The organism is Streptomyces incarnatus (assembly GCF_001027185.1).
In the GTDB taxonomy this organism is placed as follows: domain Bacteria; phylum Actinomycetota; class Actinomycetes; order Streptomycetales; family Streptomycetaceae; genus Streptomyces; species Streptomyces puniciscabiei.
In genome coordinates, this window is the sequence record NZ_CP011497.1 from 4,425,253 (window position 1) to 4,448,338 (window position 23,086).

A 23,086-nucleotide genomic window follows, 5' to 3' on the forward strand; every position below is an offset into this window, starting at 1 on the left:
GGCCATACCGGTCGCGTTACGGCCCTCTACAGACGCTGCGGGACGGAGCCGGTTGCTGTGGTTGCTGTACTTGGCTGCTGTACCGCCGCAAGCTTGCTTCCTATCAGGACCCTGCGATCGCATGCGCAGCCTGCTCGCCAAGCGCCATGACCATTCCACCCAAGGCGTTGCCCGCAGCCGGTGCAAGTGCAGCCATGAGACGATCAGACAGCTGACGGAGGCGGCCACGCTCCGGTGCATTGCCACTCGCCTCGGCCTCCAACTCGTTTGAGATACGCTCCACTTCGACCTGCTGCTCTTCCGGCAGGCCATAGGAAGGAATTCCCTGGCGTGCGACAGTCGCGAAGTGGGTGAGCTGAGCGAGGACAGCAGGGTCGATTCCTGAATTGTTGTTTTGCGTGAAGTCGGACTGAGTTCCGACAACAACATTTTGTGATCCGTCGACTCGCACGTTGAACGTCGGACCGCTGGACGCCGGGGGATTCAAGAACTCAGACACTGACTTCTCACTTTCTGCACAATCAACCCCTTTTACGGTGAGCGATGGGGCGAGTAGATGGCTAGATTGATCGACTTGCAGCCCTTGAATCAGGCCGACTGAGTGCAGATAGGAAACGGCGAGCTCCGTTTCGCGATCACTGAAACTTTGCCCGCAGAACAAGGATCGATCCGAGGCCCCGAACTCCTCAGTTGTCGCTGGCGGCGCTTCCGCACCGGTATAGGAATCGTACAGCCATAGCACCAATGCTTGACGCAGCGCCGCCGTACGAGCGGGACCGTTACGCCTTTTTGCGCGCAGTTCGGATACTTGCCTAATTCCAAAATGACTGATGCTGTAATCGCCCGCTATTGAGTGCATATTAATGAGTCCGGCCTTATGGAGTCTACGTACGGCAGGCCCGAAGTCATGCTGATCGAAATGCGGCCAAAGATGCACCCCTTGGCCCAGGTCACCACCAGACTGGTCGTAGATGTACTCCAGGATGCTCAACTCATCTGCCCCGATAGACACCTGGCGAGCTTACCGCCACCGGGGCCGAACCTTCCAGGAGAAGTTTCCGAGCATCACTACCGGTCGGTAATGTTTGGCCAAAGCTTGACAGCATTAGCGACCGCGTCTAGGCCAGTAGGTCCAATGTTGCCTGCCCGAGTACCCGGAGCCTTCATGCCTGACAGACCGAGTAATGCTGTTGTGAGTGTGCGCGAGTACCTCTATGTCGACACACTGCGGGTGAGGACTCTCCTTGCTCAACTCTCTTCGGGTCTGCCAGAAACGAGACGCTCAGAACACACTCGACAGTGGACTGCTTCCCTCACGGACTTGGATGGTCCCCAACATGACGAGGGAACAAGGAACCAGGAGGTTCGCTCCCTCGCGGACCTGCACGTGGCGATGCTCGAAGACGACGCCGAGTATGCCCAGATGCTCCTAGATGTCAGCGAAGTATCCAAGAAGCCTAAGAACTGGAATCGAGGCCGTATTCATCGAGCGCTGAACCCGGGATCACTAATTCGAGTCAAAGGACCGACAAGTATTATTTACCCCGCTTCATTCGCGGCATCCGTGAACGCTTTTTCCTCCGTGACTGATGACTCCACCTTTTCAGGCGATGTGGAAAAAAATCGTTAATGCGATGTATGGGGAGCATCTCACGCTTCGAGTGTACCCTTGCGGCCAGGACGAATGGGACTATCAATTCTCAGGCGTCATTTCTGATCCTGGGAATTATTTGGCAGGAGAGAAAACGGTCCTATTCTCGCGCTTGGGGGCAGACCCTCAGGAGTGGACCACCCTCGCAACGATCAGTCGAATCCCTGAGCGCGACACCATCGCGCCGACCGTTCGCTACGAACGTATAATGGCCACGCTCCAAGAGGCAGTGGCAGACGGCGAAGTGAACCGCCAAGTCCTTGAAAGGATGATCCAAGAGACAAGTAGGGCGATGGAGGGATTCGGCTTCAGTGAAGCACCCACCTGGCCAGCCATTTCCGTCATCCCGCTTGCCGTCTATCGCTCAGTGCAGCCATCGAAAATTACCCCTGAACTAGAACAGGGCGACTGATGCAAAGGCAGTCGTACGCCCCGGGCTTCAATGAGTGATTCGCACCGTCGGGCGCCGACCGAGGACGGGCCGGCGCCCACATGGGCAAAACTATATCCGTGCACCTGCCTATCAGGTTAATCACGGCCGGTTTGGGCGTACTGGATCAAGCGACCTTCGCCTTGCATCGCTGGTCCGTGTAGGTCCAGCGACAACCGTCGTTATTCGCCTCTGTTGGTGTCAGCCACTGGTGTCAGACATCAGCGTTGTCCTTGACGGCCTCCCTCGACAGCAGTCGAGGTTGACTCTGCAGGTGCGCTCGGACAAGCAACAGCACGATGATCACTGTGACCAGATGCGTCGCCGAATCGAGGGCTGCGGCAAGGGGCTGGGCTCCGATCACGCAGCTGGCTACTGCTCCGAGCCATACCCATTGGGCGTTGTCAGTGGCTCGTGAAACAGTGGTACTAGCGCCAAAGCTTCCGTGCTGAAGCTGGGCGTCGCGGGTCAGACGGGGCGTGTTCATGTTCCTCCTGGCTCTCTCGGGGCGCACCTGCCTCTCGCCAAAGTGCTCGGGTGCGCCCCGCGTCTCGTTTGGGCCTGACCTTTCTACGGCACGCCACTGACAAATGAGAGGGCCAACTCCGCTTACAGACACGGGGGTTGTTCCCATCGGCCGTTTCACGTGGAACCCGCTCAACATCAACTGCGCTGCCTAGTAGGACAGTTCCGCCGCTTGGCTTGCTGATGGTGGCACGCCCCCTGCCGCCAGCCAATCTGGTTATCCACAGGCCCTGGGCACAGCCTCGCTAGTTCTGTGGAGACGTGACCTACCGCTGTGTGCGACCTGCGGGACGAGCCTGTGGATAGCCGACCGCATCACCCGGGAGAGGCCCACTGACCAGCAATTTTCTTCGCCCCCAGCTGTGTAGAAGAAAAACTTCCCCAGCCGGATCACGATCGCCCCTAACGGTGCGCAGGAGTACACGCTACGAGCCACGAAGTAATAGGCAGTACGCATTTGCATCTCTTACCTCAAGATGCCGCTTGGCCTTCCCTGCCCAAGCCACCACCCACCCCCAGCTCCCATCCCGTACGCCGTCGACCCACACACCGTGGAGCGGGCGTGGTTCAGGGGCGTCAAGGTGGAGCGCGCCACTGTACGAACGACCTTGACGCCCCTGGGCCGCGTCTGCTCGGCTCTGCCTGGGTCGATGGTGTGCGAGATGGGAGCCCCCAGCATCCGCCCCGACGGACCCGCGGTCGGGAACGGCGCCCCTTCCATCCCGGTGCCGGCCGAGCCCCCGCCGGAGGCACTGTTCTGACTCAGCCGCGTATGCGGTGATCGACTCGTGGCCACCGGTCCTCCACCAGTGGGCGCGCGTCGGCGCAGCGCGGGCGGAGCGGGCCGGAGGCAGGAGCGGCGCCCGCAGTGGAGCCGGGAGCGCGCCCGGCGGAGCGAAGCGCAGCCGGGGCTTGATGAAGTAGGGAAAGTCTTATCCCGCTGGGATGAGCCGTCGCCCGTCGTGGCTCCTCACGTGGGGGCCGTTGCCGTCCAAAGCATCCAAGAGCCGGATCGCGAAGACCTCGGACATGCGCGCTGTGACCTCGTCGGGCGTGAGCCAGTCGACGGCCGTTGACTCACTCGACGTGCGCTCGGTCCCGCCTGAAGGCTTGCAGCGGAAGACCAAGGCGACGATGCCGCGGGTCGTGTTCTTGTAGACCCCGGTGAGTTCGTCCACCTCGACGTGGATGCCGGTCTCCTCCAGGACCTCGCGGGCGACGCCCGCCTCTGGCGTCTCGTTGAGTTCCAGTACACCGCCGGGGAGTTCCCAAGTGCCGTTGTCGGCGCGGCGGATCGCCAGCAGTCGGCCGTCCTCACGCACCACTACCCCGGCCACGGACACGGAGTGCAGTGGCGTTGACTGGCCTTCCTGGGCACTGTTACTCATGTACAGGAGCATAGGAGGAAGAGAAGGACTATGGGAACCGCAGTAGGAGGTGAGAGGTCCGTACCTCGGTACGTCCAGATCGCCGAGGAGATCGTCCAGCAGATCCGGGCGGGTGTCCTCAAGCCCGGTGAAATGGTGCCGAGTGAGTCGGAGCTGGTCGACCGCTACGGCGTGTCGGGCGGCACGATCCGCAAGGCCATGGTCGAGGTGCGCGCGAGTGGGCTCGTGGAGACCCGGCACGGCAAGGGTTCGATTGTGAAGGATCGCCCGCCGGTACGGCATCGGTCCTCCGACCGCTTCCGGCGCTCGCTTCGTCAGGGTGGCAAGGCCGCGTACCTCGCCGAGTCCGCGCAGTCCGGCGCCACGGCCAAGGTGAGCGTCCTCTACATCGGCCCGATGGAGGCCCCCGAGGATGCGGCCCGACGACTGGGCGTTTCCGCCGGCACCCAGGTGCTCGCCCGGCGCCGCCTCTACTTCCGCAACGGCACCCCGGTCGAGACGGCTACGTCGTACCTCCCGTGGGACGTCGTGAAGGACATCCCTGAGCTGTTTGCCGAGAACCCTGGCGGCGGTGGCATCTATGCCCGACTCGAAGACCACGGACACGAGTTCGCCGAGTTCGTTGAGACGCTGCAAGCGCGCCCGGCCTCCAAGGCGGAAGCCTCCGAGCTGGCATTGAGCGCGGGTGCTCCGGTGGTTCATCTGGTCCGGGAAGCTCGTACGACGGAGGGCCGGGTGGTCGAGGTCTGCGACACGCTCATGGCCGCTGACCAGTTCGTTTTCGAGTACAGGATCCCTGCGGCGGACTGACGCCCGCTCAACTCTCTTCGACCCGTCGCGAGTTCTTCTTCGCGACGGGTTGACTCATATATAGGAGTCAGGCACTCTTCTTCATGTCACTCATATACATGAGTGACGGAGTCCGACCTCTGTAGAGGAGTGATCCGCTGTGCGTCAGATCCCCGTCGACACCTCCGCCGCGACCGTGATGGTCGCCAAGACCCCGCAGCCCAAGGTCCGTGACCGCCGGACCGGCGAGATCGCCACCGACGCCGACACCGGCGCGAAGCTGATGACCGTGGACGTGATGTTCGCGGCGAACGACGAGGTGGAGATCCTGACCATCACCGTCCCCGAGCCGGGCATCTCCGGTGAGCTGGCCATGGGTACTCCGGTCGCTCTGACCGGTCTGATCGCCCGGCCGTGGGAGAACGAGTTCAACGGCCAGAAGCGGCACGGCATCGCCTTCCGCGCGGTCGCCGTCACCTCGCTGGTGGACACCGCTGCGAAGACGAAGGCGGCCTGATCATGACCGGCTTCACGGTCGCTCTGGTGCTGGTCGTCGCCGCTGCGGGCCTCCTGCGGTGGCGGCGCCCCGCCTGGTACTGGATGACCTTCGGGGTCGCCCTTGCCGCGCTGCGGGTGTTGGTCCGCTACGCCTCCGTGATGGACGCCTGCGGCCTGACTGTCCCGCCGTCGCGCTGGCGCCTGGCCTTAGCTCGGGCCACCAATCGGCCCGTGCCGGAGTCCCGTCCGCCGCGCATCCTCCGCCTTCGGCCAACCCGGACGGGCCTGATTCTGCGCCTCAAGCTGCGGCCTGGTCAGGACGCCTTCGACGTGGCCGCCGCCTCAGACCGGCTGCGGCACTCGTTCTCGATGTACGGCGTGACTTCGCGTGAGCTGCGCTCGGGTGTGGTCGAGGCGCGGATGACCGGCTACGACGTGCTCAAGCGGGTGCAGATGCCCGCCAAGACCGCCACCCGAGCGATGCGGGTCCCGGTCGCCCTGCGGGAAGACGGCTCCGTCCACTACCGCGACTACCGGGCGATACCCCACGCGCTCACCCTCGGCGCCACCGAGTCCGGCAAGTCCGTCTACCAACGCAACCTCGTCGCCGGGCTCGCTCCACTGGATGTCGCCCTGGTCGGCATCGACTGCAAGCAAGGCATCGAGCTGTTCCCGCTGGCCCGTCGGTTCTCCGCACTCGCCGCCAACCCCGACGCCGCCGCCGACCTGCTCGACGCACTCGTGACCCGTATGGAGGGCGTCTATCAACTCATCCGAGCCGAACAGCGGATCACGGCCGACATCCCTGACGCCGAGATCGCTGCCGACATCTGGGACCTGCCCGACGACATCCGCCCGACTCCCATCGTTGTCCTGGTCGATGAGGTCGCCGAACTCGCCCTCTTCGCCACCAAGGAGGAGGAGAAACGGCGGGACCGGGTCATCACCGCGCTGGTCCGTCTCGCCCAGCTCGGCCGCGCCGCCGGCATCTATCTCGAAATCTGCGGACAGCGCTTCGGCTCCGAACTCGGCAAGGGCATCACGATGCTCCGCGCCCAGCTCACCGGCCGTACCGCCCACCGCGTCAACGACGAAACCTCGGCGAACATGGCCTTCGGCGACATCTCTCCGGACGCCGTTCTAGCCGCGATCCAGATCCCCGCCGACATGCGAGGAGTGGCCATCGCTGGTGATTCGACCGGCGGTTGGCACCGCATCCGCGCTCCGCACACCTCGCTGCGCCAGGCCGTCAACATCTGCAACCGGCACGCCGACCGCACCCCGGACCTGCCTGAACTCGCACCGTTCAGGCCCGCCCTGCCCGGCACTCCTGCCGTCCAGGTGCCGCTGTCCAAGACAGCCACGGCTACGGCCTGATCTTCCCCGCTATCCGGTCGGCGTGACCGCCTTCACGCCAGGTCCCTACCCGAGCCATGCCTGATGAAGGGAGAGCCCGCCATGTGCCCCGACTGCGAGGACTTCGCCCGCACCGTGCTCCTGCTGGGCCAACTCGCCCTCTACGCCGACATGAATGGCGCTGACCTCGACTTCGTGGACGCCGTCAGCCCGTCGCTGGCCGTCTCGCTGCCTGAGCCGCCGCCCGGCACGTTCCCGCCCGGCTACGACCCCAACGACGGACCCGAGTACCCCGGCGAGGGGTGGTGACCGTGGCCCGCTCGATCCGCCTGGACGCCGTCCTCGTACAGGCCGTCATCGCTGGTGCGCTGTCCTTTGCCCACCTGCACGACCTGGCCGCCGCGGCCGGTCAGACCGGCTGGAAAGCCTGGGCCTATCCGGTCAGCGTCGACCTCCTCTTGGTCGCCGCCTGGCGACGGCTCCGCTCCGATGGCCCCTCCCGGCTCGCCTGGTGCTGGTTCCTCGTCGCCCTGGTCGCCTCACTCGGCGCCAACATCGCCACCGCCGGATTCCTCGACCTGGCCAACCCACCCGGTCTGCTCCGACTCGGCGTCGCCGGATGGCCAGCCCTCGCATTCCTCGGCGGCACCCTCCTTGCCCACTCGGCTGAGTCCCGGGAACCGGTCCCGCCGGCACCCGGGCACTCGGCCCCCGCCCCCGAGCAAGAGCCCGAACCCGCCCCCGTATCGGCGGAGGCCGAGACCGTCCCGGCGGCCGACGACTCCCCGGTCCTGCCCGCCGCCGATCCGGCCCCGGCTCCTGCCCCGGTGGTGCCGGTCCCGGCCGCGCTGGTCGACCACGCCAAGAAGGTCGCTGCCGACCACCAGGCTCGCACCGGCCACCGGATCGACTCCGACACCTTGCGCGCCCGCCTCGGCGTCCCGCCCCACCTGGCCGACGCCATCGCCGCCCAACTCGCCTGACAAGGAGGCCTGGCCATGCCCGCCCGTGACTTCTTCCACTCCGTGATGCGGATCGGCCCGGTGCAGATCGGCACCCACCGCGACCGCCACGGCCAGACCAAGCACGCCGCCGTGTGCACCACCGACGACTGCGGCTGGTCCGCCGACTACTCCAGCCAGTCCGCCGCTCAGCTCGCCGCCCGCACCCACCGCTGCAAGGTCCGCTAGGAGACGCCATGCAGGTTCCGCTCTGGTTCGCGCTGCTCGTCGTCGGCTACCTCGGCGTCAAGCTCATCCGCCCGCCCGCCTGGCTCATCGCAGTCCTCTTGCTCGGCGGCTTCCTGCTCGCCGACAGCGTCCTCGCCCCCGCGATCAACAGCCTCGTCAAGTAGCCCAGTTCAGAAGGGAGAAAGGCCATGCTCCGCCCGAAGATCCCGACGATGCCGACCCCGACCGGCCATGTCACTCCGCCCGCCGTCATCGAGCCGACCCCGGTCACCCCGGCTGCCCAGACCCCGCCGCCCGTCCCGGCACCGTCCCGGCCGACCATCCAGCTCACCCCCGGCACCGCACTCGCCCTCGTCGGCGGCGGCACGGCCGTGGTCCTGGTCGTCGGCGCCGTCCTGGTCTCCATGCTCCTGGCCGTTGCCATCACCGGCGTCTCGGTCGCCGTGGTCGCCGTCGTCCTGCGCTCCCTGCTCGCTACCGAGGCCAAGCGACGCTGACCGGCCCCCGGGCGGCCTGACACCGCCAAGCATCCGCCGCCCGGGCGCCGTCCCTGTCCGATCCACAGAACCGGAAGGAAGCCCCAGCATGACTCACCGCACCACGCCCCCGCCCCGCATCTGCCCCGACTGCGACGGCTTCGCCTCCGTGGCCGTCACCCTCGGCGGCCGAGACGCCCGCGGCCACCTGCGCATCATCACCGCGCACTGCGCCGCCTGCAGCGGCACCGGCCTCGTCCACACCCGCCGCGTCCGGGAGGGTGCCCGTGCCTGACATTCTGCTCGACCCGACCACCCTCGGCGACCTGCTGAGGGTGGCTTCGGCCTCCGACTACGTCCGCTGGGAGGACCAGATCCGCCGTACTGGCGGCTGCGCCGACCCGATTCACCTGCGCGGATGGGTTCTCCACAAGGACAAGACCACCGGTGAGGTGCTGCACCACTACTCCACCGAGAACGAGCCGGGCGGGCGCTTGCGCGTCGCCTGCGGCAACCGCCGCGCCTCACGCTGCCGCGCCTGCGCCTGGACCTATGCGGGCGACACCTACCACCTCATCCGCGCGGGCGTGGCAGGAGATGACCGGCGCGACATCCCGGCCACCGTCCGCGCTCACCCTCGGGTCTTCGCCACGCTCACCGCACCATCGTTTGGCCCGGTCCACAACCGGCCTGACCACGGCGCCTGCCGTTGCGGGGTCCGGCACGCTGCTGATGACCCCGCCCTCGGCACTGCCTTGGACCCGGAGGGGTACGACTACGCGGGTACGGTGCTGTTCAACAACCACGCCGGTCAGCTCTGGCAGCGCTTCACCACCCGGCTCCGCCGCGAACTCGCCGCCCGTGCCGGCCTTTCTCGCCGGGAACTCGCCGATCACCTCCGCGTCTCGTACGGCAAGGTCGCCGAGTTCCAGAAACGCGGTGCCCTGCACTTCCACGCCGTGATCCGGCTCGACGGCCCAGAGGGTCCTGAGACGCCGCCGCCCGCCTGGGCCACGGTCGACGTCCTCACCGACGCGATCCGTGCAGCTGCTGCGCACTCGTACACGTCCGTCTCGGTTCCGGCTGCCGGAGACCAACCGGCCCGGACATTCCGCTGGGGTCGACAGCTCGACGTCCGGCCGGTCAAGGCCTTCGGGGACGGCTCGGACATCACCGAACAGGCCGTCGCCTCCTATGTGGCGAAGTACGCGACCAAGGCCGCCGAGAACACCGGCACCCTTGACCGCCGCATCGGCGAACTCGCCGAGCTCGACCGCCACCAGGTCCCGGACCACGCCCGCCGCCTCATCAAGGCCTGCAAGGAACTCGACCCGCTCTATCCCGACCGGCGCCTCTGGGCCTGGGCTCACATGCTCGGCTTCCGCGGCCACTTCTCCAGCAAGAGCCGCCGCTACTCCACCACACTGGGCGCCCTCCGCCAGGAACGTGCCGACTACCGCGCCGCCCAGGAAGCCGCCGCTCTCGGCCTGGACGACCACGAGCCGGACACGGTCCTTGTCCTGGCCGACTGGCAGTACGCCGGGCACGGCCACACCCCGGGTGAATCCGCCCTCGCCGCCACCATCGCCCGGGAACTGCAGACCAAGCGGGAAACCGCCCGAGAGGCCCTGTCCGGGCTGCCCGCTGACGAGGGGGAGTGGTGACCTTGGACCGACTTCTCACCGTGGACCAGGTCGCCGAACGCCTCGGCACGGGCGTCCGTTTCCCTCGTCGCCTCATCGAGGAACGCCGCATCACCTTCGTGAAAGTCGGGCGGCACGTCCGCATACCCGAGAGCGCCGTAGAGGCATACGTCAGCGCCAACACCGTGGAACCGGTCGTCCTGCGTCCCTCTGCGCTGGGGAGGGCTGCCTGATGGCTGGCAAGCGTAAGTCCCGCCGGAACTTCGGCCGTGTCCGCAAGCTGCCGTCCGGCCGGTTCCAAGCTCGGTACCCGGGGCCTGACGGCGTGCTGCGCCCCGCCGATCGGACGTTCGCCACGTCGACGGACGCCGACCGCTGGCTCATGCGGAAGCGCATCGAGATCGAAGAGGGGCGTTGGCTCGATCCGGCCGAGGGGCAGACGACGGTCCGCGACTGGGCGGCCCGCTGGTTCGCTGCCGTCTCCCCGCAGCTCAAGCACAAGACCCAGGCGTCGTACCGGTCTCTGATCAACTCGCTGATCAACCCGGCGCTCGGCGATCGTGAGCTGTCCAGCCTCCGGCCGATCACGATTGCTGAGTGGGTCGGCGGGATGAAGAGCAAGGGTCTCAGCGCCTCGCGGATCAGGCAGGCGTACCGGGTCCTGTCGCAGGTCATGCGGTCGGCCGTCGACAACGGCATGATCCCGCAGACGCCGTGCCGGGGCGTGAAGCTGCCTCGGATGCCTCAGACCGAGCCGCACATCCTGACCCCGCTCGAAGCCTCGCGGATCGTCCGCAGCGCGGCCAAGCCGCATGATCTACTCATCGCGCTTCTCGCGTACGCGGGCCTGCGGGTGGGTGAGGCGTTCGCCCTCCGGCGCGCGGACATCGACGCGTCCGGCGGCTTCATCCTGGTCGACGAGAACCTTGCCGAGGCCAACGGCACCCTGGTCTTCGACACCCCGAAGTCGCACCAGAAGCGGCTTCTCAAGGTCGGCCCCGCCCTCGCGAAGCGGCTCGGCCGGCACCTGGAGACCCTGCCCGGCGGGGATGACGCGCTCCTGTTCACCACCCCCGGCGGCAAGCCGCTGCGCTACAACCAGTGGCGCAAGGCGTACTTCGACCCCGCCGTGTCGGCGGCCGGGCTGACCGACGTGACCCCGCACGATCTCCGCGCCTCGCACGGCACGTGGGTCGCCGACCGGTACGGCGTGATGACCGCTGCTCACCGGCTCGGCCACTCGAACGCGAGCGTCACGACCCGCCACTACGCCCGGCCGGTCGCTGGTCGCGACGACCAGGTGGCGGAGGCGGCGGACTCCTGGCTCAGCGGGGGCGACGAGACGGGCGCCGTCGACTGAGCTACACCGGGAGCGAACCCCCTGGCCTACCGGTCAGGGGGTTCGGCCTGTTCTGCGTGACTGGTTACCGTCTACTGAGCATGACAATCCGTCGCTACTCTGCGCGGTCATGGGCAAAGTGGTGCGTCTGTACTGGGGATACGTGGCGGCGGCGGCTTTGATCGTCGGGTGGAGCCAACAGTGGGCGTTGCCGGTCATCGCGGCTCTCTCGGTCGCCGTATCGGCCTATGCGGCTTTTCAAGTGCCGGTCTGGTGCGGAGCGTTGAATCGCGACGGGCGGACGTACTGCCGCGACAATGCTTACGGCGTGCTGATGGGGTGCAAGAGGCGCCAGCACCGGTGGCAGAAGATGAAGATGATCGTCATGCGGAGCAAGGCAGGTGACCTCAGCCGCGCCTTGTTCCCGACGGCCAAGGAGAAGTTCAACGCCTTCCTCGCGGTCGGCGGCTTGCTGTCGGCGGTCGCGGCGGTGATCGTTCCCGTGGTGACCGGCTGAAGCGATAGCCCCTCGCCCCAGAAGGGCACGAGTACCGACGAGGGGCACGTAAGGGGCACGGAGGGGAAGACAACGGCTCCGTCCGGGGTGCCTGCACTCGTCTGACCTGCTGTGTAGCCGCGAAGGGTCCACTCCGCCAAAAGGTCTTGAAAACCGTCGTGGCGCGAGTCACCGTGGGTTCAAATCCCACACCCACCGCAGCAGGTCAGTGCAGGCGCTGGCCAGGAGGGGTGTCCCGATCAATGGGGCACCCCTTTGGTGTGCAGACTGTCTCACCCTTTCTCGCCTCCATCCACCTTTGACCAGTGCGTATGGGCCATCTGTGGGCCGGTGAGCGAGGTTAGGGCTAAGGGCGAATGGTGTCAGGCGCGGCGGCGGAACAGGCAAACGAGGCCGATGCGTTCGCCACTGAGGGTCTTGCTCTCGGCGGCTGCCATCTGGTCGAGGACCCAGCCTTCCGCTTCGACGGCTTCGATCTGCTCGCCGATGCCGGTCATTGGCGCGGTGGTCATGCTGGACTTGTTGGCCTCGATGAATTTGTACACGAGGACGCTGCGCCCTTCGGTGTATGCCTTGCGCGCCTCGTCGGTTGCGCCCTTGGCTTTGGCGTTGTTGATGAACCCCATGGTCCCCCCTTGGAGCTTGGTGATCAGACGGCTCAGTGTGGCGCGATGTGAGGACTGTGTGTAGCTGCCGTGGCCAGGTTGTGACACGACGAAGCCCCAGCCGGGGGGACCGAGCTGGGGCTTCGTCGGTTGATCCCGCATTCGACTTCACCAGGTCAGGGCTTGTCTCCCTCGGCGAGCGCGCGGGAGATCAGGTCGTTGGAGTGCTCCTGGCCGCCCTTGAGGATCTTTGCGTAGAAGCGGTACAGCACAGCGATGCTGTGGCCGGCACGCGCGGCGACCTCTGCGGGGTCCACCCCGGATTTGATCCATAGGGAGACACCGGCGTGGCGGTACGGCACAGCGGCGAGTTCCGATTTCACCTCACGGGGCGACAGCACTGCCTTCCGCGCTCTCTCCCCGACGTCGCAGTACTCGGCGGAGGGGACGCGCCCACCCCGCGCAGCCCGGAACAATCAGCCGTCGTCAGCCGTGCCGTTAACGGAGCAGATGCACGAGAACGGGCGGGATGGGCATGGTCTGCGTCGCACCGCGCTTACGCCTCTTAAGGCCCCGCTTCTCGTACGAGGTGCCGTCGTCCGTCGCGCCCGTCCGCGAAATCCAGTGCTGCGGCTTCAAGGCAACGGCCGTCGTCAAGCCCGACTGAGCGCGCGCCGACCAACCCCATGGGCAGGCAGTCAGGGCCGGTGCCCCGTCATGCGCGCCGCGGAGGCGATCGTCGCGCGGGCCTCGCGTTCGGACAGGCCGGTGCCCAGGGCGGCCTCGGTCAGGGGGTCGGCCAGGGCGGGGCCGATGCCGTTCTCGTAGGCACGGCAGGCCGCCCAGAAGAGGCGGGTGTTGCGCTGGCCCTCGTGGGCGGCGAGGACGAACTGGACCAGGCCGCGGCCGTGGTCGCCGGGGACCGAAGGGGGTGCGTGCGGGGAGCGGGGTGGCGGCACGAGCAGGCGCAGCAGGGACGGCGGGCAGGGGGCGGGCGCCAGGTACGCGGTGCCGGGGGCGGTCGTGTACACGCCGTGATCGGTGCGGGAGCCGGGGCCCACGAGGTAGCCGCCGGCGCCGCGGATGTCGATGCCGGGGGCGAGGCGCCCGGCGGAGTTCGGTACGACGACGTCCGGCGGGCCGGTGAGCCACAGGTGGCGCCCGCCGCTCGGGGTGCGGACCACGACCGTCTCCGGAATGGTGAACAGATGCCGCAGGGCCAGCTCGCGCAGCGCGGTCGAGGATCTCGTGCCGGACTTGGTGTCCAGGTCGACGCCGATCAGGTGGTGCGGCGGCAGCCCGCAGGCGATGCCGTACCCCGTGGCCCAGGGCGCGGCGGCGAACAGCTCGCGGATGCGGACGGGGTCGGTCGAGGCGTCGTACACGCCGTGTCCGAAGCGGCCGCACTCGCCGTGGCAGCGCGGTCCGGCCGGGCCGGGGTCGTCGCGGTGGGGGGAGCGCAGGGCCGGGAGCTTCGTGCGGGACAGGGGGATGACGGCCAGGCCGCGTTCGGCGGCTGACAGTGCGTGTGCGAGGGCCAGCGTCGTGGCCTGCCGGTCGGTGTAGGCCATGCCTCCATGTTCGTACGCACGTTCGAAAAAGGGAAGGGGTGGCCGGTGGCGGCGCGCCGGGACGCGGAAAGTGGCCGGATGTTCGAAGGAACGGTTCACCTCTTGTGGCACTTGGCGGGGGAAACGAGGGGAAAGCGCTGTTTGATCTCTTCTGCTGTATGAAGGCGCGAAATGCGGCGATAGGGGTTTATCGACTTGTCATCACGCTTGCGTGCGAATCGGGCCTTACGTGGTGGTTCACCGGGGGTTCGGTGGGCAACTCTGATCTCGCGACGTCGTCCACGACCGTCAGAGCGGCCGGCCAACTGCCCTGACACGAGCCGTACTTCACGCACTGCCGGCCCAAGGGGCCGCAGAGTTCTCTGTTCTGGAGGAACAACATGGCAAGTATCCGTACCGCCCGCGTTCTCGCCGCTGTCGCCGCGCTCCCCCTCGCAGCCGCCCTCTTCGGCGGCGTCGCGGCCGCCGACAACGGCTCCCTCGCGGACAACGGATCCAGCGCCAACACCGGTGTGGCGGGCGTCATCGGCAGCGGAGTCGGCCACGACAACCACGGAAACTCGTCCACCACGCAGCAGAACGCGGTCGGCAACGGCGCCTCGAACCAGAGCAACTCCGCCCAGGTCAACGGCTCCGCGTGGACGGCGATCCAGCAGGGCAACGACAACGTCGCCGTCCACTTCACCGAGCTGTGGTGACCCGGCGGCGAGGTCCCTCCAGCTGAGGGCCCTCGCGGGGTGTGCTTCGGGGTCGACTCACACGTCTGCGCGGCGGTACTTCGGTGCCGCCGCGCAGGCGTTCTGCCGCGCCCGGCTCCGCGCCCGGCTCCGCGCCCGGCTCCGCGCCCGGCTCCGTGACCGGCTCCGTGCCCGGCGACCTTGACACCGGCCAGGATCTGACGGACAGTCAGAAATCAGTGGGAGGTCGTCGCGATGATGCGGCTCGGGATGGCGAGGAGGCGGGCGGTGAGCGCGCAGGAGGTGGTGCACGACCCGCTCGGCGCGCGGCTCAAGGCGTACGAGGGGCGGCCGGCCGCCGTCGCGGGGGCGGGCAAGGACCCGGTGAACGCGCCGATGATCCGGCACTGGTGCGAGGCCATGGGCGACACCAACCCGGCCTACTCGGGCCCGGACGCCATCGCCCCGCCCACCATGCTCCAGGCCTGGACGATGGGCGGCCTGTCCGGACACGAGGGCCGCACGGGCGCCTACGACGACCTGCTCTCGCTCCTCGACGCCTCGGGCTGTACGGCCGTGGTGGCCACCGACTGCGAGCAGGAGTACCTACGGCCCCTGCGCCCGGGCGACCGGGTCACCTTCGACTCGGTGATCGAGTCGGTCTCCGGCCGCAAGACGACGAAACTGGGCACCGGGTACTTCGTCACGACCCGCACGGACCTCCGGGTCGACGGCGACCTCGTGGGCACCCACCGCTTCCGCATCCTCAAGTATGCCCCGGCCCGCCGCATACTCCCGGCCCCGCGCCCCCGTCCGGTGGTGGGCCGGGACAACGCCGGCTTCTGGCAGGGCGTGGCCGAGCGCAGACTCCTCATCCAGCGTTGCACTGACTGCGGCACCCTGCGCCACCCCTGGCTGCCGGGCTGCAACGCGTGCGGCTGCCTGGACTGGGACACGGTCGAGTCGAGCGGCGAGGGGACCGTCTACTCGTACGTGGTGATGCACCACCCGCCCTTCCCGGCCTTCGACCCTCCCTACGCGGTCGGCCTCGTCGAACTCGCCGAGGGCGTGCGGATGGTGAGCAACGTGATCGGGGTGCCGTACGACAAGGTGCGTATCGGGTTGCCCGTCCGGGTGGAGTTCCGCACCTACGAGGACGCGGAGGGCACGCTGGTCCTGCCCGTCTTCCGGGTCGTCGAGGGCCACGGCGAGAGCCACGGCGAGGGCGAGGCCTGAGCCATGGACGCCGAGGCGATACGGGCGACCGCCCACGAGGCCGCCCGGCGGCGGGACGCGGGACCGGCCCGCACCGCCGGCTGCTGGGCCGTGGGACCGACCGCCGGCTGGTGGGCCGTGGCGCCGAAGTGACTGAGGAGCCAGGGGAGTCGACGCACATGGGGAGTGGGTCATGAAGACGGCGCCGACGACGGCACTCACGGCGGGTGCCGAGCTGCCCCCGCTGGAGATCCCGGTCACGCGGACGCTGATCGTGGCGGGAGCGATCGCGTCGCGGGACTACCAGGACGTGCACCACGACGCCGAGTCGGCCAGGCAGAAGGGCTCACCGGACGTCTTCATGAACATCCTGACGACGAACGGCCTGGTCGGCAGGTACATCACGGACCACTTCGGCCCGACGGCGGTGCTCCGCAAGGTCGCCATCCGGCTTGGGGCCCCCAACTATCCGGGAGACACGATGGTGTTGACGGGCACGGTCGAGGCGGTCGACGGCGACACCGCCACCGTACGGGTCGTCGGCGCCAACTCCCTCGGCAGGCATGTGACGGGCACGGTGACGGTCACGGTCCCGGCGGCCCCCGCCACCGCCCCGGCCACGGAGGGCCGTTCATGACCGCCCGGGCGCGCGACACCCTGGCCGGGCGCGCCGCGATCGCCGGGATCGGTGCCACCGAGTTCTCCAAGGACTCCGGGCGCAGCGAGCTGCGGCTGGCCGTGGAGGCGGTGCGGGCCGCGCTGGACGACGCGGGGCTGGCGCCGGCGGACGTGGACGGGATGGTGACGTTCACGATGGACACCAACCCGGAGATCACGGTGGCCCAGGCCTGCGGGATGGGCGAGCTGTCCTTCTTCTCCCGGGTGCACTACGGCGGCGGCGCGGCCTGCGCGACCGTGCTCCAGGCGGCGCTCGCGGTGGCGACGGGCGTGGCGGAGGTCGTGGTCTGCTACCGCGCCTTCAACGAACGCTCGGGCCGCAGGTTCGGCGCCGGCGTGCAGCACCGCGAGCCGTCGGCGGAGGGCGTGGCGCTCGGCTGGGTACTGCCGTTCGGGCTGCTCACCCCGGCCTCCTGGGTGGCGATGGCGGCCCAGCGGTATCTGCACGCGTACGGCCTGACGCCGGAGGTGTTCGGGCAGGTGGCCGTGGTGGACCGCAGGTACGCGGCGACGAACCCGGCGGCGTACTTCCACGGCCGCCCGATCACGCTCGCCGAACACGCGGCGTCCCGCTGGATCGTGGAGCCGCTGCGGCTGCTGGACTGCTGCCAGGAGACCGACGGCGGGCAGGCGATCGTCGTCACCTCGGTGGAGCGGGCCCGGGACCTGGCGCACCCCCCGGCCGTGATCGCGGCGGCCGCCCAGGGCGCGGGCCGGGCGCAGGAGCAGATGACCAGCTTCTACCGGGACGATCTGACCGGCCTGCCGGAGATGGGTGCGGTGGCCCGCCGACTGTGGCGGTCGTCCGGACTCGGCCCCGCCGACATCGACGTGGGGATCCTGTACGACCACTTCACCCCGTTCGTGCTGATGCAGCTGGAGGAGTTCGGGTTCTGCGGGAAGGGGGAGGCGGCGGACTTCGTGGCCGAGGAGCGGCTGCCGCTCAACACCCACGGGGGCCAGCTCGGGGAGGCCTACCTGCACGGGATGAACGGCATCGCTGAGGCGGTGCGCCAGCTGCGGGGCACGGCGGTGAACCAGATACCGGGCGCGCGGCGGACCCTGGTGACGGCCGGTACCGGGGTGCCGACCTCCGGGCTGGTCCTGACGGCGGACCAGTGAGCGACGGGCGGCGGCTCTCGGGGCCGGACCAGCGGGTCGAACCGGGCCCGGCCGGGGCGGAGTCAGGGTCGTACCCGCAGACGGGATGGAGCCGCCGTCCACCTTCAGGAGGTGGGGCGGACCCCACCCCTACAACCTGAGGCGGACGCCGCTTCGGGACCTGCGGCCGATCCGCCGGGCCCGGGCCCGCCCATAGCGTGGAGCCATGACCACACCCGTCTGCACCAGCGCCTCGGCCCCCGCCGCACCCGCGCGGCAGACCCCCTACCCGACGTTCGCGTCGTATGTGCGGGCCCGTCAGCCGGTCCTGCTGCGCACCGCGCGCTCGCTCACCGCGAACCTGAGTGACGCCGAGGACCTGCTGCAGACCGCGCTCGCCAAGACCTATGTGGCCTGGGAGCGGATCGAGGACCAGCGGGCGCTGGACGGCTATGTGCGCCGGGCGCTGCTGAACACCCGGACCTCGCAGTGGCGCAAGCGCAGGGTGGACGAGTTCACCTGCGACGAGCTGCCCGAGCCGGAGCCCGTGCCGGGCGACGACGACCCGGCCGAGCGGCAGGCGCTGCACGACGCCATGTGGCGGGCGATCACCAGGCTGCCGGCGCGGCAGCGGGCGATGGTCGTGCTCCGGTACTACGAGGACCTCAGCGAGGCGCAGACCGCCGAGGTGCTCGGGGTGTCGGTGGGCACGGTGAAGTCGGCGGTGTCGCGTGCGCTGGCCAAGCTGCGTGAGGATCCTGAACTGGGCCTGGTCCGCTAGCGGCCGGATCGCGCAGGGCCGCACGGGGCTCCCCCAGGTGGCATGACGCTCGGGGCCGAATTGGGCTCACCCTAGTGACATACCGCGCGGTATGTGCGCAGAATCAGCGCAACCTCTACCACCGCACAGGCAATGTCGCCCAGGAGGACTCCGTGCTGAGCACCATGCAGGACGTACCGCTGCTGATCTCGAGGATCCTGACCCACGGGTCCACGGTCCACGGATCCTCGCGGGTGACCACCTGGACCGGCGAGTCCGGGCCGCACCGGCGTACCTTCGCCGAGGTCGGCGCCCGCGCCGCCCAGCTGGCGCACGCCCTGCGGGACGAGCTGGGCGTGACCGGCGACGACCGGGTGGCCACGCTGATGTGGAACAACGCCGAGCACGTCGAGGCGTACTTCGCGATCCCCTCCATGGGCGCGGTGCTGCACACCCTCAACCTGCGGCTGCCCGCCGAGCAGCTGGTGTGGATCGTCAACCACGCAGCCGACCGCGTGATCATCCTCAACGGCTCGCTGATCCCGATGCTCGCACCGCTGCTGTCCAAGCTGCCGACGGTGGAGCACGTCGTCGTCTCCGGGCCGGGCGACCGCTCCCCGCTCGCCGGTGCCGGCGCCCAGGTCCACGAGTACGAGGAGCTGATCGCGGACCGGGCGACGGCGTACGACTGGCCGGAGCTCGACGAACGCCGGGCCGCCGCCATGTGCTACACCTCCGGCACGACCGGCGACCCCAAGGGCGTGGTGTACAGCCACCGTTCGATCTACCTGCACTCCATGCAGGTCAACATGGCCCAGTCGATGGGCCTGACCGACCAGGACACCTCCCTCGTCGTCGTCCCCCAGTTCCACGTCAACGCCTGGGGCCTGCCGCACGCCACCTTCATGACCGGCGTGAACCTGCTGATGCCGGACCGCTTCCTGCAGCCCGCCCCGCTCGCCGAGATGATCGAGAGCGAGAAGCCGACCCACGCCGCGGCCGTCCCGACCATCTGGCAGGGCCTGCTCGCCGAGCTGACCGCCCGCCCCCGCGACGTGACGTCCCTCACCCAGGTCACCATCGGCGGCGCCGCCTGTCCGCCCTCCCTCATGGCGGCCTTCGACAAGCTCGGCATGCGGGTCTGCCACGCCTGGGGCATGACGGAGACCTCGCCGCTGGGCACGGTCTCCCGTCCCCCGGCCCACGTGGTCGGCACGGACGAGGAGTTCGCCTACCGCCTCACCCAGGGCCGCTTCCCGGCCGGTGTCGAGGCCCGGCTCACCGGCCCCGGCGGCGAACGCCTCCCCTGGGACGGCGAGTCGGCGGGCGAGCTGGAGGTGCGCGGCCCCTGGATCGCGGGCGCGTACTACAACGGCCCCGACGCCGAACCCCTCCGCCCCACCGACAAGTTCAGCGAGGACGGCTGGCTGAAGACGGGGGACGTCGGCACCATCTCCCCCGACGGCTTCCTCACCCTCACCGACCGCGCCAAGGACGTCATCAAGTCCGGCGGCGAGTGGATCTCGTCGGTGGAGCTGGAGAACGCGCTGATGTCCCACCCGGACGTCACCGAGGCCGCGGTGGTCGCCGTACCCGACGAGAAGTGGGGCGAGCGCCCGCTGGCCACGGTCGTCCTCAAGGAGGGCGCCACCGCCGACTTCGAGGCCCTGCGCTCCTTCCTCGCCGAGGAGGCCCGCATCGCCAGGTGGCAGCTGCCCGAGCGCTGGACGATCGTCGAGTCGGTGCCGAAGACGAGCGTGGGCAAGTTCGACAAGAAGGTGCTGCGCAGGCGGTACGCGGACGGGGAGCTGGACGTCACCCGCCTGTGACACCGCCGGACGCGCCGGACGCGCCGGGCAGCGCGGCCTGCCGCCCGGCGCACCGCCGTCGGCCGCCGTCGGCCGCCGAGCACCCGCCCGAGGGCTGGACCGCACCGGGCGCGCCCCGGGACGCAGGGGCAGGCCGCCACGGCACCGGCGGGCCACCGCAACGGCCCGAGGGCTGTACGACGTGCGAGCGGCGCCCGGGCTAGTGCCCCCACAGGCAACGTTCGCCCCGTCTCGACGCCCGGCGCACGCACTCTCGCCGCACCGGACGCCGCTCCTTGACGGGCAAACGTTGCCTGCTGGGCCCTAGTTGGTGCCGATCCGGGCCAGCAGGTCCACGATCCGGCTCTGGACCTCCGTGCTCGTCGACCGCTCCGCGAGGAACAGCACCGTCTCGCCCGAGGCCAGCCGGGGCAGGTCGGCCTGGTCGACGGCGGCGGTGTACACGACCAGCGGGGTGCGGTTGAGCTGCCCGTTGGCGCGGAGCCAGTCGATGATCCCGGTGACCCCGGCCTGCCGGCGCCGCACCTGCATCAGGTCCATCACCACCAGGTTCGGCCGGAACTGCCCCGCCAGCGTCACCGCGTCGTCGTCGCTCGCGGCCCGCGCCACCTGCATCCCGCGCCGCTCCAGCGTCGCCGTCAGCGCCAGCGCGATCTCCGCGTGCTCCTCGATGAGCAGCACCCGCGGCGGATGCTGCTCGCTGTCCCGCGGCGCCAGCGCCTTCAGCAGTACGGCGGGGTCGGCGCCGTACGCCGCCTCGCGCGTGGCCTGTCCGAGCCCGGCCGTGACCAGCACCGGCACCTCGGCCGCGACGGCGGCCTGGCGCAGCGACTGCAGGGCCGTACGCGTGATGGGCCCCGTCAGCGGATCCACGAACAGCGCGGCCGGGAACGCCGCGATCTGCGCGTCGACCTCCTCACGGGAGTGCACGATCACCGGCCGGTAGCCACGGTCGCTCAGCGCCTGCTGGGTCGTCGCGTCCGGCGCGGGCCACACCAGCAGCCGGCGCGGGTTGTCCAGCGGCTCCGGCGGCAGCTCGTCGTCGAGCGGCTGCGGACGCGGGGTGTCCGCGACCTCGACCGCGCCACCGGGACCGTCCAGCGGCTCGGGGCCCTCGGCGGCGTCGGCGTCCGGCGCGCCTATGGCGTACGACCGTCCGGCGCCCTCGGTGGCCGGGGCGAGCCGGGACTGCCCGGCCAGGGACGCGTGCGCCGGGGCCGGCTGCCCGGCCGCCTGCTCCGGCTGCGGCTCCTGGCGCTGGGCCGGGTCGGGAGGCGTGCCCAGCTTGCGCCGGCGGCCGGAACCGCCCGGCGCGTGCGGCGGCGGGGTCGGCGTCGGCTGCTGCACCTGGGCGGCCTGCCGCGAGAACGGCACCCCCTGCCCGAGCGTGCGGACGCTGATCGCCCGTCCCTGCGTCGAGTCCTCGGCGGGCAACGGCTGCGCGGCCCGCGGCGCCTGGATTCCGGCGGGTTCCGCGGGCAGCGGCGTGCCGGGGGCCGGCGTGCCGGTCTGCGGTACGGGCGTGCCCGCGCCGGGGGTGTCGCCGGACGCGGCACCGGGCCACTGCTGCGGCACACCGGCCGCCGGCACCGGTCCGGAACCGGCCTCCGCGGGCAGCGGCTGAGCGCTCGGGGTGCCACCGGGCGGGGTCGCGGTCGCGGCCGGGGCGGACTGCTGGGCCGGGACCGCCTGTCCCCCGACCGCCGGGACCGGCCGGCCGGCGGTGTCCCGCGCGGGCGCGGCGGGCTGGGCCACGGGCGCCTGCGGTACGGCTGCCTGCGGTACGGCCGCCTGCAGGCCGGGCGCGGAGGCACCGGCGGGGGCGACACCGGCCGGGGCGCCGGGTGCCGCAGCGGGCGTCGGCGCGGGCGTCGCCGCCGGACCGGCCTGGGCGGGGATGCCCTGCCCGGCCGTACCCTGCGCGGGAATGCCGTGAACCGGCGTGCCCTGTCCGGGAGTCGGCGTCCCCGCCGGCTGGGGCCCGGCCGGTCCGGGAGCGACCGGTACGCCCTGAGGGGGAGTCATCTGCCCCGGCGCGGCCGGTACGGCCTGCCCGGGAGCGACCTGTGCAGGTGCGGCCTGGGCCTGCTGGGCGGGATCCGCCGGCTGGGCCACGGCGCGGCGGCGCCGACCGGTCGGTGCGCTGGTCGGATGCGGCTGCGGCGGGGTGTGGTCCCCGGACTGGTCGAGCGGTACGGCGTCGTGCCGGCCGTCGGCACCCGGTGCCCCCGCGGCGGACAGCGGCGGCTGAGCGGGCACCTGCACCGGGCCGGAGGCCTGAGCGGGAACGGGAACCGGACCGGCGACCTGCCCGGCGCCCGGACCGACGATCTGCGCGGCGCCCGGACCGGCGATCTGCCCGGCGCCCGGCGGCAGCCCCTCGGCAGCACCGGGAACGGCAGCCGCGCCAGGACCGACGGGCACGGCCGTACCCGGTCCGACCGGCACGGCCGGACCGCCGGGACCGACCGGCACAGCCGTACCCCCGGGACCGACCGGCACAGTGCCTCCCGGCGCCACCGGCACGCCGGTACCCGGAAGGCCACCGGCCGCCGGAACCGTACCCACTCCGCTCGCCGCGTCCGCGGACTCCGGGGAGCGGTCGGCCTCGGCCGGGGGCAGGGCGAACACCGTACGCGCTCCGGCCTCCTGGGCGGCGGCGCGCTCCGCCGCCGCGGCCAGCGCGCGCCGGCGCCGCCCGGTCGGCTGCCCACCCTCGGCCGGAACGGCATCGGCGCCCGGAAGGGCCTGCGCGCCCGGGACGGCCTGCGCACCCGGGACGATCTCGCTGCCCGGAGCCGGCACGCTGCCCGCCGTCGGCAGGGCGGGCGCGGGCGGCAGGGCGCCT

27 protein-coding genes and 1 pseudogene are annotated in these 23,086 nt (G+C 70.0%); 21 read left to right on the forward strand and 7 right to left on the reverse strand.

From position 1 onward, the window contains the following. Positions 1-103: 103 nt before the first annotated feature. Positions 104-1,012 (reverse strand): hypothetical protein, encoded by a 909-nt coding sequence (locus tag ABB07_RS19780; protein WP_208899956.1) that lies wholly within the window; start codon positions 1,010-1,012, stop codon positions 104-106. Between the two features lie 577 nt (positions 1,013-1,589). On the opposite strand from ABB07_RS19780, the gene ABB07_RS19785 reads away from it, so the two are divergent. After that, entirely contained in the window at positions 1,590-2,063 is a 474-nt protein-coding gene (locus tag ABB07_RS19785; RefSeq protein ID WP_208899957.1) for a hypothetical protein, read from the forward strand. A gap of 232 nt (positions 2,064-2,295) precedes the next feature. Here the strand turns inward: ABB07_RS19785 and ABB07_RS19790 are convergent, their stop codons facing one another. Together ABB07_RS19790 and ABB07_RS19795 are read right to left on the reverse strand one after the other, a co-directional pair. After that, a complete protein-coding gene (locus ABB07_RS19790) occupies positions 2,296-2,568 on the reverse strand; it encodes a hypothetical protein (protein ID WP_208899958.1) in 273 nt (90 codons plus the stop codon). Between the two features lie 970 nt (positions 2,569-3,538). After that, positions 3,539-4,006 (reverse strand): NUDIX hydrolase, encoded by a 468-nt coding sequence (locus ABB07_RS19795; protein ID WP_208899959.1) that lies wholly within the window; start codon positions 4,004-4,006, stop codon positions 3,539-3,541. A gap of 18 nt (positions 4,007-4,024) precedes the next feature. On the opposite strand from ABB07_RS19795, the gene ABB07_RS19800 reads away from it, so the two are divergent. The 13 genes from ABB07_RS19800 (at position 4,025) to ABB07_RS19860 (ending at position 11,802) form a co-directional block, all read left to right on the forward strand. Further along, entirely contained in the window at positions 4,025-4,804 is a 780-nt protein-coding gene (locus tag ABB07_RS19800; RefSeq protein ID WP_208899960.1) for a GntR family transcriptional regulator, read from the forward strand. A gap of 139 nt (positions 4,805-4,943) precedes the next feature. Continuing rightward, the gene (locus tag ABB07_RS19805) at positions 4,944-5,300 is read left to right on the forward strand and encodes an SCO3933 family regulatory protein (protein WP_208899961.1); all 357 of its coding nucleotides are present in this window, start codon (positions 4,944-4,946) and stop codon (positions 5,298-5,300) included. A 2-nt stretch (positions 5,301-5,302) separates the two neighbouring features. After that, positions 5,303-6,658: an FtsK/SpoIIIE domain-containing protein gene (locus ABB07_RS19810; protein ID WP_208899962.1), complete on the forward strand. Its 1,356-nt coding sequence runs from the start codon at positions 5,303-5,305 to the stop codon at positions 6,656-6,658. A gap of 81 nt (positions 6,659-6,739) precedes the next feature. Then, entirely contained in the window at positions 6,740-6,946 is a 207-nt protein-coding gene (locus tag ABB07_RS19815) for a hypothetical protein (protein WP_208903529.1), read from the forward strand. A gap of 2 nt (positions 6,947-6,948) precedes the next feature. Then, positions 6,949-7,620, forward strand: a complete 672-nt coding sequence (locus ABB07_RS19820) for a DUF2637 domain-containing protein (RefSeq protein ID WP_208899963.1) — start codon at positions 6,949-6,951, stop codon at positions 7,618-7,620. A gap of 15 nt (positions 7,621-7,635) precedes the next feature. Beyond that, positions 7,636-7,827, forward strand: coding sequence for a mobile element transfer protein (locus ABB07_RS19825; protein WP_208899964.1), 192 nt, complete (start codon positions 7,636-7,638; stop codon positions 7,825-7,827). Positions 7,828-7,835: 8 nt separating this feature from the next. Next, positions 7,836-7,991 carry a hypothetical protein gene (locus ABB07_RS19830; RefSeq protein WP_208899965.1) on the forward strand — a complete coding sequence of 52 codons (156 nt, stop codon included), beginning with the start codon at positions 7,836-7,838 and terminating at the stop codon, positions 7,989-7,991. Between the two features lie 24 nt (positions 7,992-8,015). Beyond that, on the forward strand, positions 8,016-8,324 hold the full coding sequence (locus tag ABB07_RS19835) for a SpdD-like protein (protein ID WP_208899966.1): 309 nt from the start codon (positions 8,016-8,018) through the stop codon (positions 8,322-8,324). Between the two features lie 88 nt (positions 8,325-8,412). After that, on the forward strand, positions 8,413-8,598 hold the full coding sequence (locus ABB07_RS19840; protein ID WP_208899967.1) for a hypothetical protein: 186 nt from the start codon (positions 8,413-8,415) through the stop codon (positions 8,596-8,598). Beyond that, entirely contained in the window at positions 8,591-9,967 is a 1,377-nt protein-coding gene (gene repSA, locus ABB07_RS19845; RefSeq protein ID WP_208899968.1) for a replication initiator protein RepSA, read from the forward strand. Before ABB07_RS19840 ends, repSA begins: the two co-directional genes overlap by 8 nt. Continuing rightward, entirely contained in the window at positions 9,961-10,179 is a 219-nt protein-coding gene (locus tag ABB07_RS19850) for a helix-turn-helix domain-containing protein (protein ID WP_208899969.1), read from the forward strand. The genes repSA and ABB07_RS19850 overlap by 7 nt, the downstream gene beginning before the upstream one ends. Continuing rightward, positions 10,179-11,306 (forward strand): tyrosine-type recombinase/integrase, encoded by a 1,128-nt coding sequence (locus ABB07_RS19855; RefSeq protein ID WP_208899970.1) that lies wholly within the window; start codon positions 10,179-10,181, stop codon positions 11,304-11,306. Before ABB07_RS19850 ends, ABB07_RS19855 begins: the two co-directional genes overlap by 1 nt. A 109-nt stretch (positions 11,307-11,415) precedes the next feature. After that, positions 11,416-11,802 (forward strand): hypothetical protein, encoded by a 387-nt coding sequence (locus ABB07_RS19860; protein WP_208899971.1) that lies wholly within the window; start codon positions 11,416-11,418, stop codon positions 11,800-11,802. A 362-nt stretch (positions 11,803-12,164) separates the two neighbouring features. On the opposite strand, the gene ABB07_RS19865 is transcribed toward ABB07_RS19860, so the two are convergent. The 3 genes from ABB07_RS19865 to ABB07_RS19875 all read right to left on the reverse strand — a co-directional run bounded on the left by ABB07_RS19865 (position 12,165) and on the right by ABB07_RS19875 (position 13,978). Continuing rightward, positions 12,165-12,428 carry a hypothetical protein gene (locus ABB07_RS19865; RefSeq protein ID WP_208899972.1) on the reverse strand — a complete coding sequence of 88 codons (264 nt, stop codon included), beginning with the start codon at positions 12,426-12,428 and terminating at the stop codon, positions 12,165-12,167. A gap of 155 nt (positions 12,429-12,583) precedes the next feature. Then, a complete protein-coding gene (locus ABB07_RS41545; protein WP_279617393.1) occupies positions 12,584-12,724 on the reverse strand; it encodes a hypothetical protein in 141 nt (46 codons plus the stop codon). Positions 12,725-13,105: 381 nt separating this feature from the next. Next, on the reverse strand, positions 13,106-13,978 hold the full coding sequence (locus ABB07_RS19875; RefSeq protein ID WP_208899973.1) for a bifunctional DNA primase/polymerase: 873 nt from the start codon (positions 13,976-13,978) through the stop codon (positions 13,106-13,108). 380 nt (positions 13,979-14,358) lie between these two features. Here ABB07_RS19875 and ABB07_RS19880 point away from each other — a divergent pair, with 380 nt between their 5' ends. The 7 genes from ABB07_RS19880 to ABB07_RS19905 all read left to right on the forward strand — a co-directional run bounded on the left by ABB07_RS19880 (position 14,359) and on the right by ABB07_RS19905 (position 20,238). Continuing rightward, the gene (locus ABB07_RS19880) at positions 14,359-14,676 is read left to right on the forward strand and encodes a hypothetical protein (RefSeq protein WP_208899974.1); all 318 of its coding nucleotides are present in this window, start codon (positions 14,359-14,361) and stop codon (positions 14,674-14,676) included. 249 nt (positions 14,677-14,925) lie between these two features. Continuing rightward, positions 14,926-15,891 carry a bifunctional MaoC family dehydratase N-terminal/OB-fold nucleic acid binding domain-containing protein gene (locus ABB07_RS19885; protein ID WP_208903530.1) on the forward strand — a complete coding sequence of 322 codons (966 nt, stop codon included), beginning with the start codon at positions 14,926-14,928 and terminating at the stop codon, positions 15,889-15,891. Positions 15,892-15,894: 3 nt separating this feature from the next. After that, on the forward strand, positions 15,895-16,023 hold the full coding sequence (locus ABB07_RS41550; RefSeq protein WP_279617394.1) for a hypothetical protein: 129 nt from the start codon (positions 15,895-15,897) through the stop codon (positions 16,021-16,023). 40 nt (positions 16,024-16,063) lie between these two features. After that, positions 16,064-16,507, forward strand: a complete 444-nt coding sequence (locus tag ABB07_RS19890) for a MaoC family dehydratase (protein WP_208899975.1) — start codon at positions 16,064-16,066, stop codon at positions 16,505-16,507. After that, positions 16,504-17,670, forward strand: a complete 1,167-nt coding sequence (locus ABB07_RS19895) for a lipid-transfer protein (RefSeq protein WP_208899976.1) — start codon at positions 16,504-16,506, stop codon at positions 17,668-17,670. The genes ABB07_RS19890 and ABB07_RS19895 overlap by 4 nt, the downstream gene beginning before the upstream one ends. Positions 17,671-17,875: 205 nt before the next feature. Then, positions 17,876-18,430 (forward strand): SigE family RNA polymerase sigma factor, encoded by a 555-nt coding sequence (locus tag ABB07_RS19900; protein ID WP_208899977.1) that lies wholly within the window; start codon positions 17,876-17,878, stop codon positions 18,428-18,430. A gap of 152 nt (positions 18,431-18,582) precedes the next feature. Further along, complete coding sequence (locus tag ABB07_RS19905; RefSeq protein WP_208899978.1) at positions 18,583-20,238, forward strand: long-chain fatty acid--CoA ligase; 1,656 nt, start codon at positions 18,583-18,585, stop codon at positions 20,236-20,238. A gap of 303 nt (positions 20,239-20,541) precedes the next feature. On the opposite strand, the pseudogene ABB07_RS40900 reads toward ABB07_RS19905, so the two are convergent. After that, a pseudogene (locus ABB07_RS40900) lies at positions 20,542-23,086 on the reverse strand (histidine kinase); the annotation flags it as partial.

Coding starts and splice junctions, on each gene's coding strand:
- ABB07_RS19880 (WP_208899974.1), top strand. CDS start 14,359: ATGGCAAGTATCCGTACCGCCCGCGTTCTCGCCGCTGTCGCCGCGCTC.
- ABB07_RS19865 (WP_208899972.1), bottom strand. CDS start 12,428: ATGGGGTTCATCAACAACGCCAAAGCCAAGGGCGCAACCGACGAGGCG.
- ABB07_RS19795 (WP_208899959.1), bottom strand. CDS start 4,006: ATGCTCCTGTACATGAGTAACAGTGCCCAGGAAGGCCAGTCAACGCCA.
- ABB07_RS19895 (WP_208899976.1), top strand. CDS start 16,504: ATGACCGCCCGGGCGCGCGACACCCTGGCCGGGCGCGCCGCGATCGCC.
- ABB07_RS19835 (WP_208899966.1), top strand. CDS start 8,016: ATGCTCCGCCCGAAGATCCCGACGATGCCGACCCCGACCGGCCATGTC.
- ABB07_RS19825 (WP_208899964.1), top strand. CDS start 7,636: ATGCCCGCCCGTGACTTCTTCCACTCCGTGATGCGGATCGGCCCGGTG.
- ABB07_RS19890 (WP_208899975.1), top strand. CDS start 16,064: ATGAAGACGGCGCCGACGACGGCACTCACGGCGGGTGCCGAGCTGCCC.
- ABB07_RS19875 (WP_208899973.1), bottom strand. CDS start 13,978: ATGGCCTACACCGACCGGCAGGCCACGACGCTGGCCCTCGCACACGCA.
- ABB07_RS19840 (WP_208899967.1), top strand. CDS start 8,413: ATGACTCACCGCACCACGCCCCCGCCCCGCATCTGCCCCGACTGCGAC.
- ABB07_RS19900 (WP_208899977.1), top strand. CDS start 17,876: ATGACCACACCCGTCTGCACCAGCGCCTCGGCCCCCGCCGCACCCGCG.
- ABB07_RS19790 (WP_208899958.1), bottom strand. CDS start 2,568: ATGAACACGCCCCGTCTGACCCGCGACGCCCAGCTTCAGCACGGAAGC.
- ABB07_RS41550 (WP_279617394.1), top strand. CDS start 15,895: ATGGACGCCGAGGCGATACGGGCGACCGCCCACGAGGCCGCCCGGCGG.
- ABB07_RS19785 (WP_208899957.1), top strand. CDS start 1,590: ATGACTCCACCTTTTCAGGCGATGTGGAAAAAAATCGTTAATGCGATG.
- ABB07_RS19855 (WP_208899970.1), top strand. CDS start 10,179: ATGGCTGGCAAGCGTAAGTCCCGCCGGAACTTCGGCCGTGTCCGCAAG.
- ABB07_RS19860 (WP_208899971.1), top strand. CDS start 11,416: ATGGGCAAAGTGGTGCGTCTGTACTGGGGATACGTGGCGGCGGCGGCT.
- ABB07_RS19800 (WP_208899960.1), top strand. CDS start 4,025: ATGGGAACCGCAGTAGGAGGTGAGAGGTCCGTACCTCGGTACGTCCAG.
- ABB07_RS19885 (WP_208903530.1), top strand. CDS start 14,926: ATGGCGAGGAGGCGGGCGGTGAGCGCGCAGGAGGTGGTGCACGACCCG.
- ABB07_RS19830 (WP_208899965.1), top strand. CDS start 7,836: ATGCAGGTTCCGCTCTGGTTCGCGCTGCTCGTCGTCGGCTACCTCGGC.
- ABB07_RS19815 (WP_208903529.1), top strand. CDS start 6,740: ATGTGCCCCGACTGCGAGGACTTCGCCCGCACCGTGCTCCTGCTGGGC.
- ABB07_RS19810 (WP_208899962.1), top strand. CDS start 5,303: ATGACCGGCTTCACGGTCGCTCTGGTGCTGGTCGTCGCCGCTGCGGGC.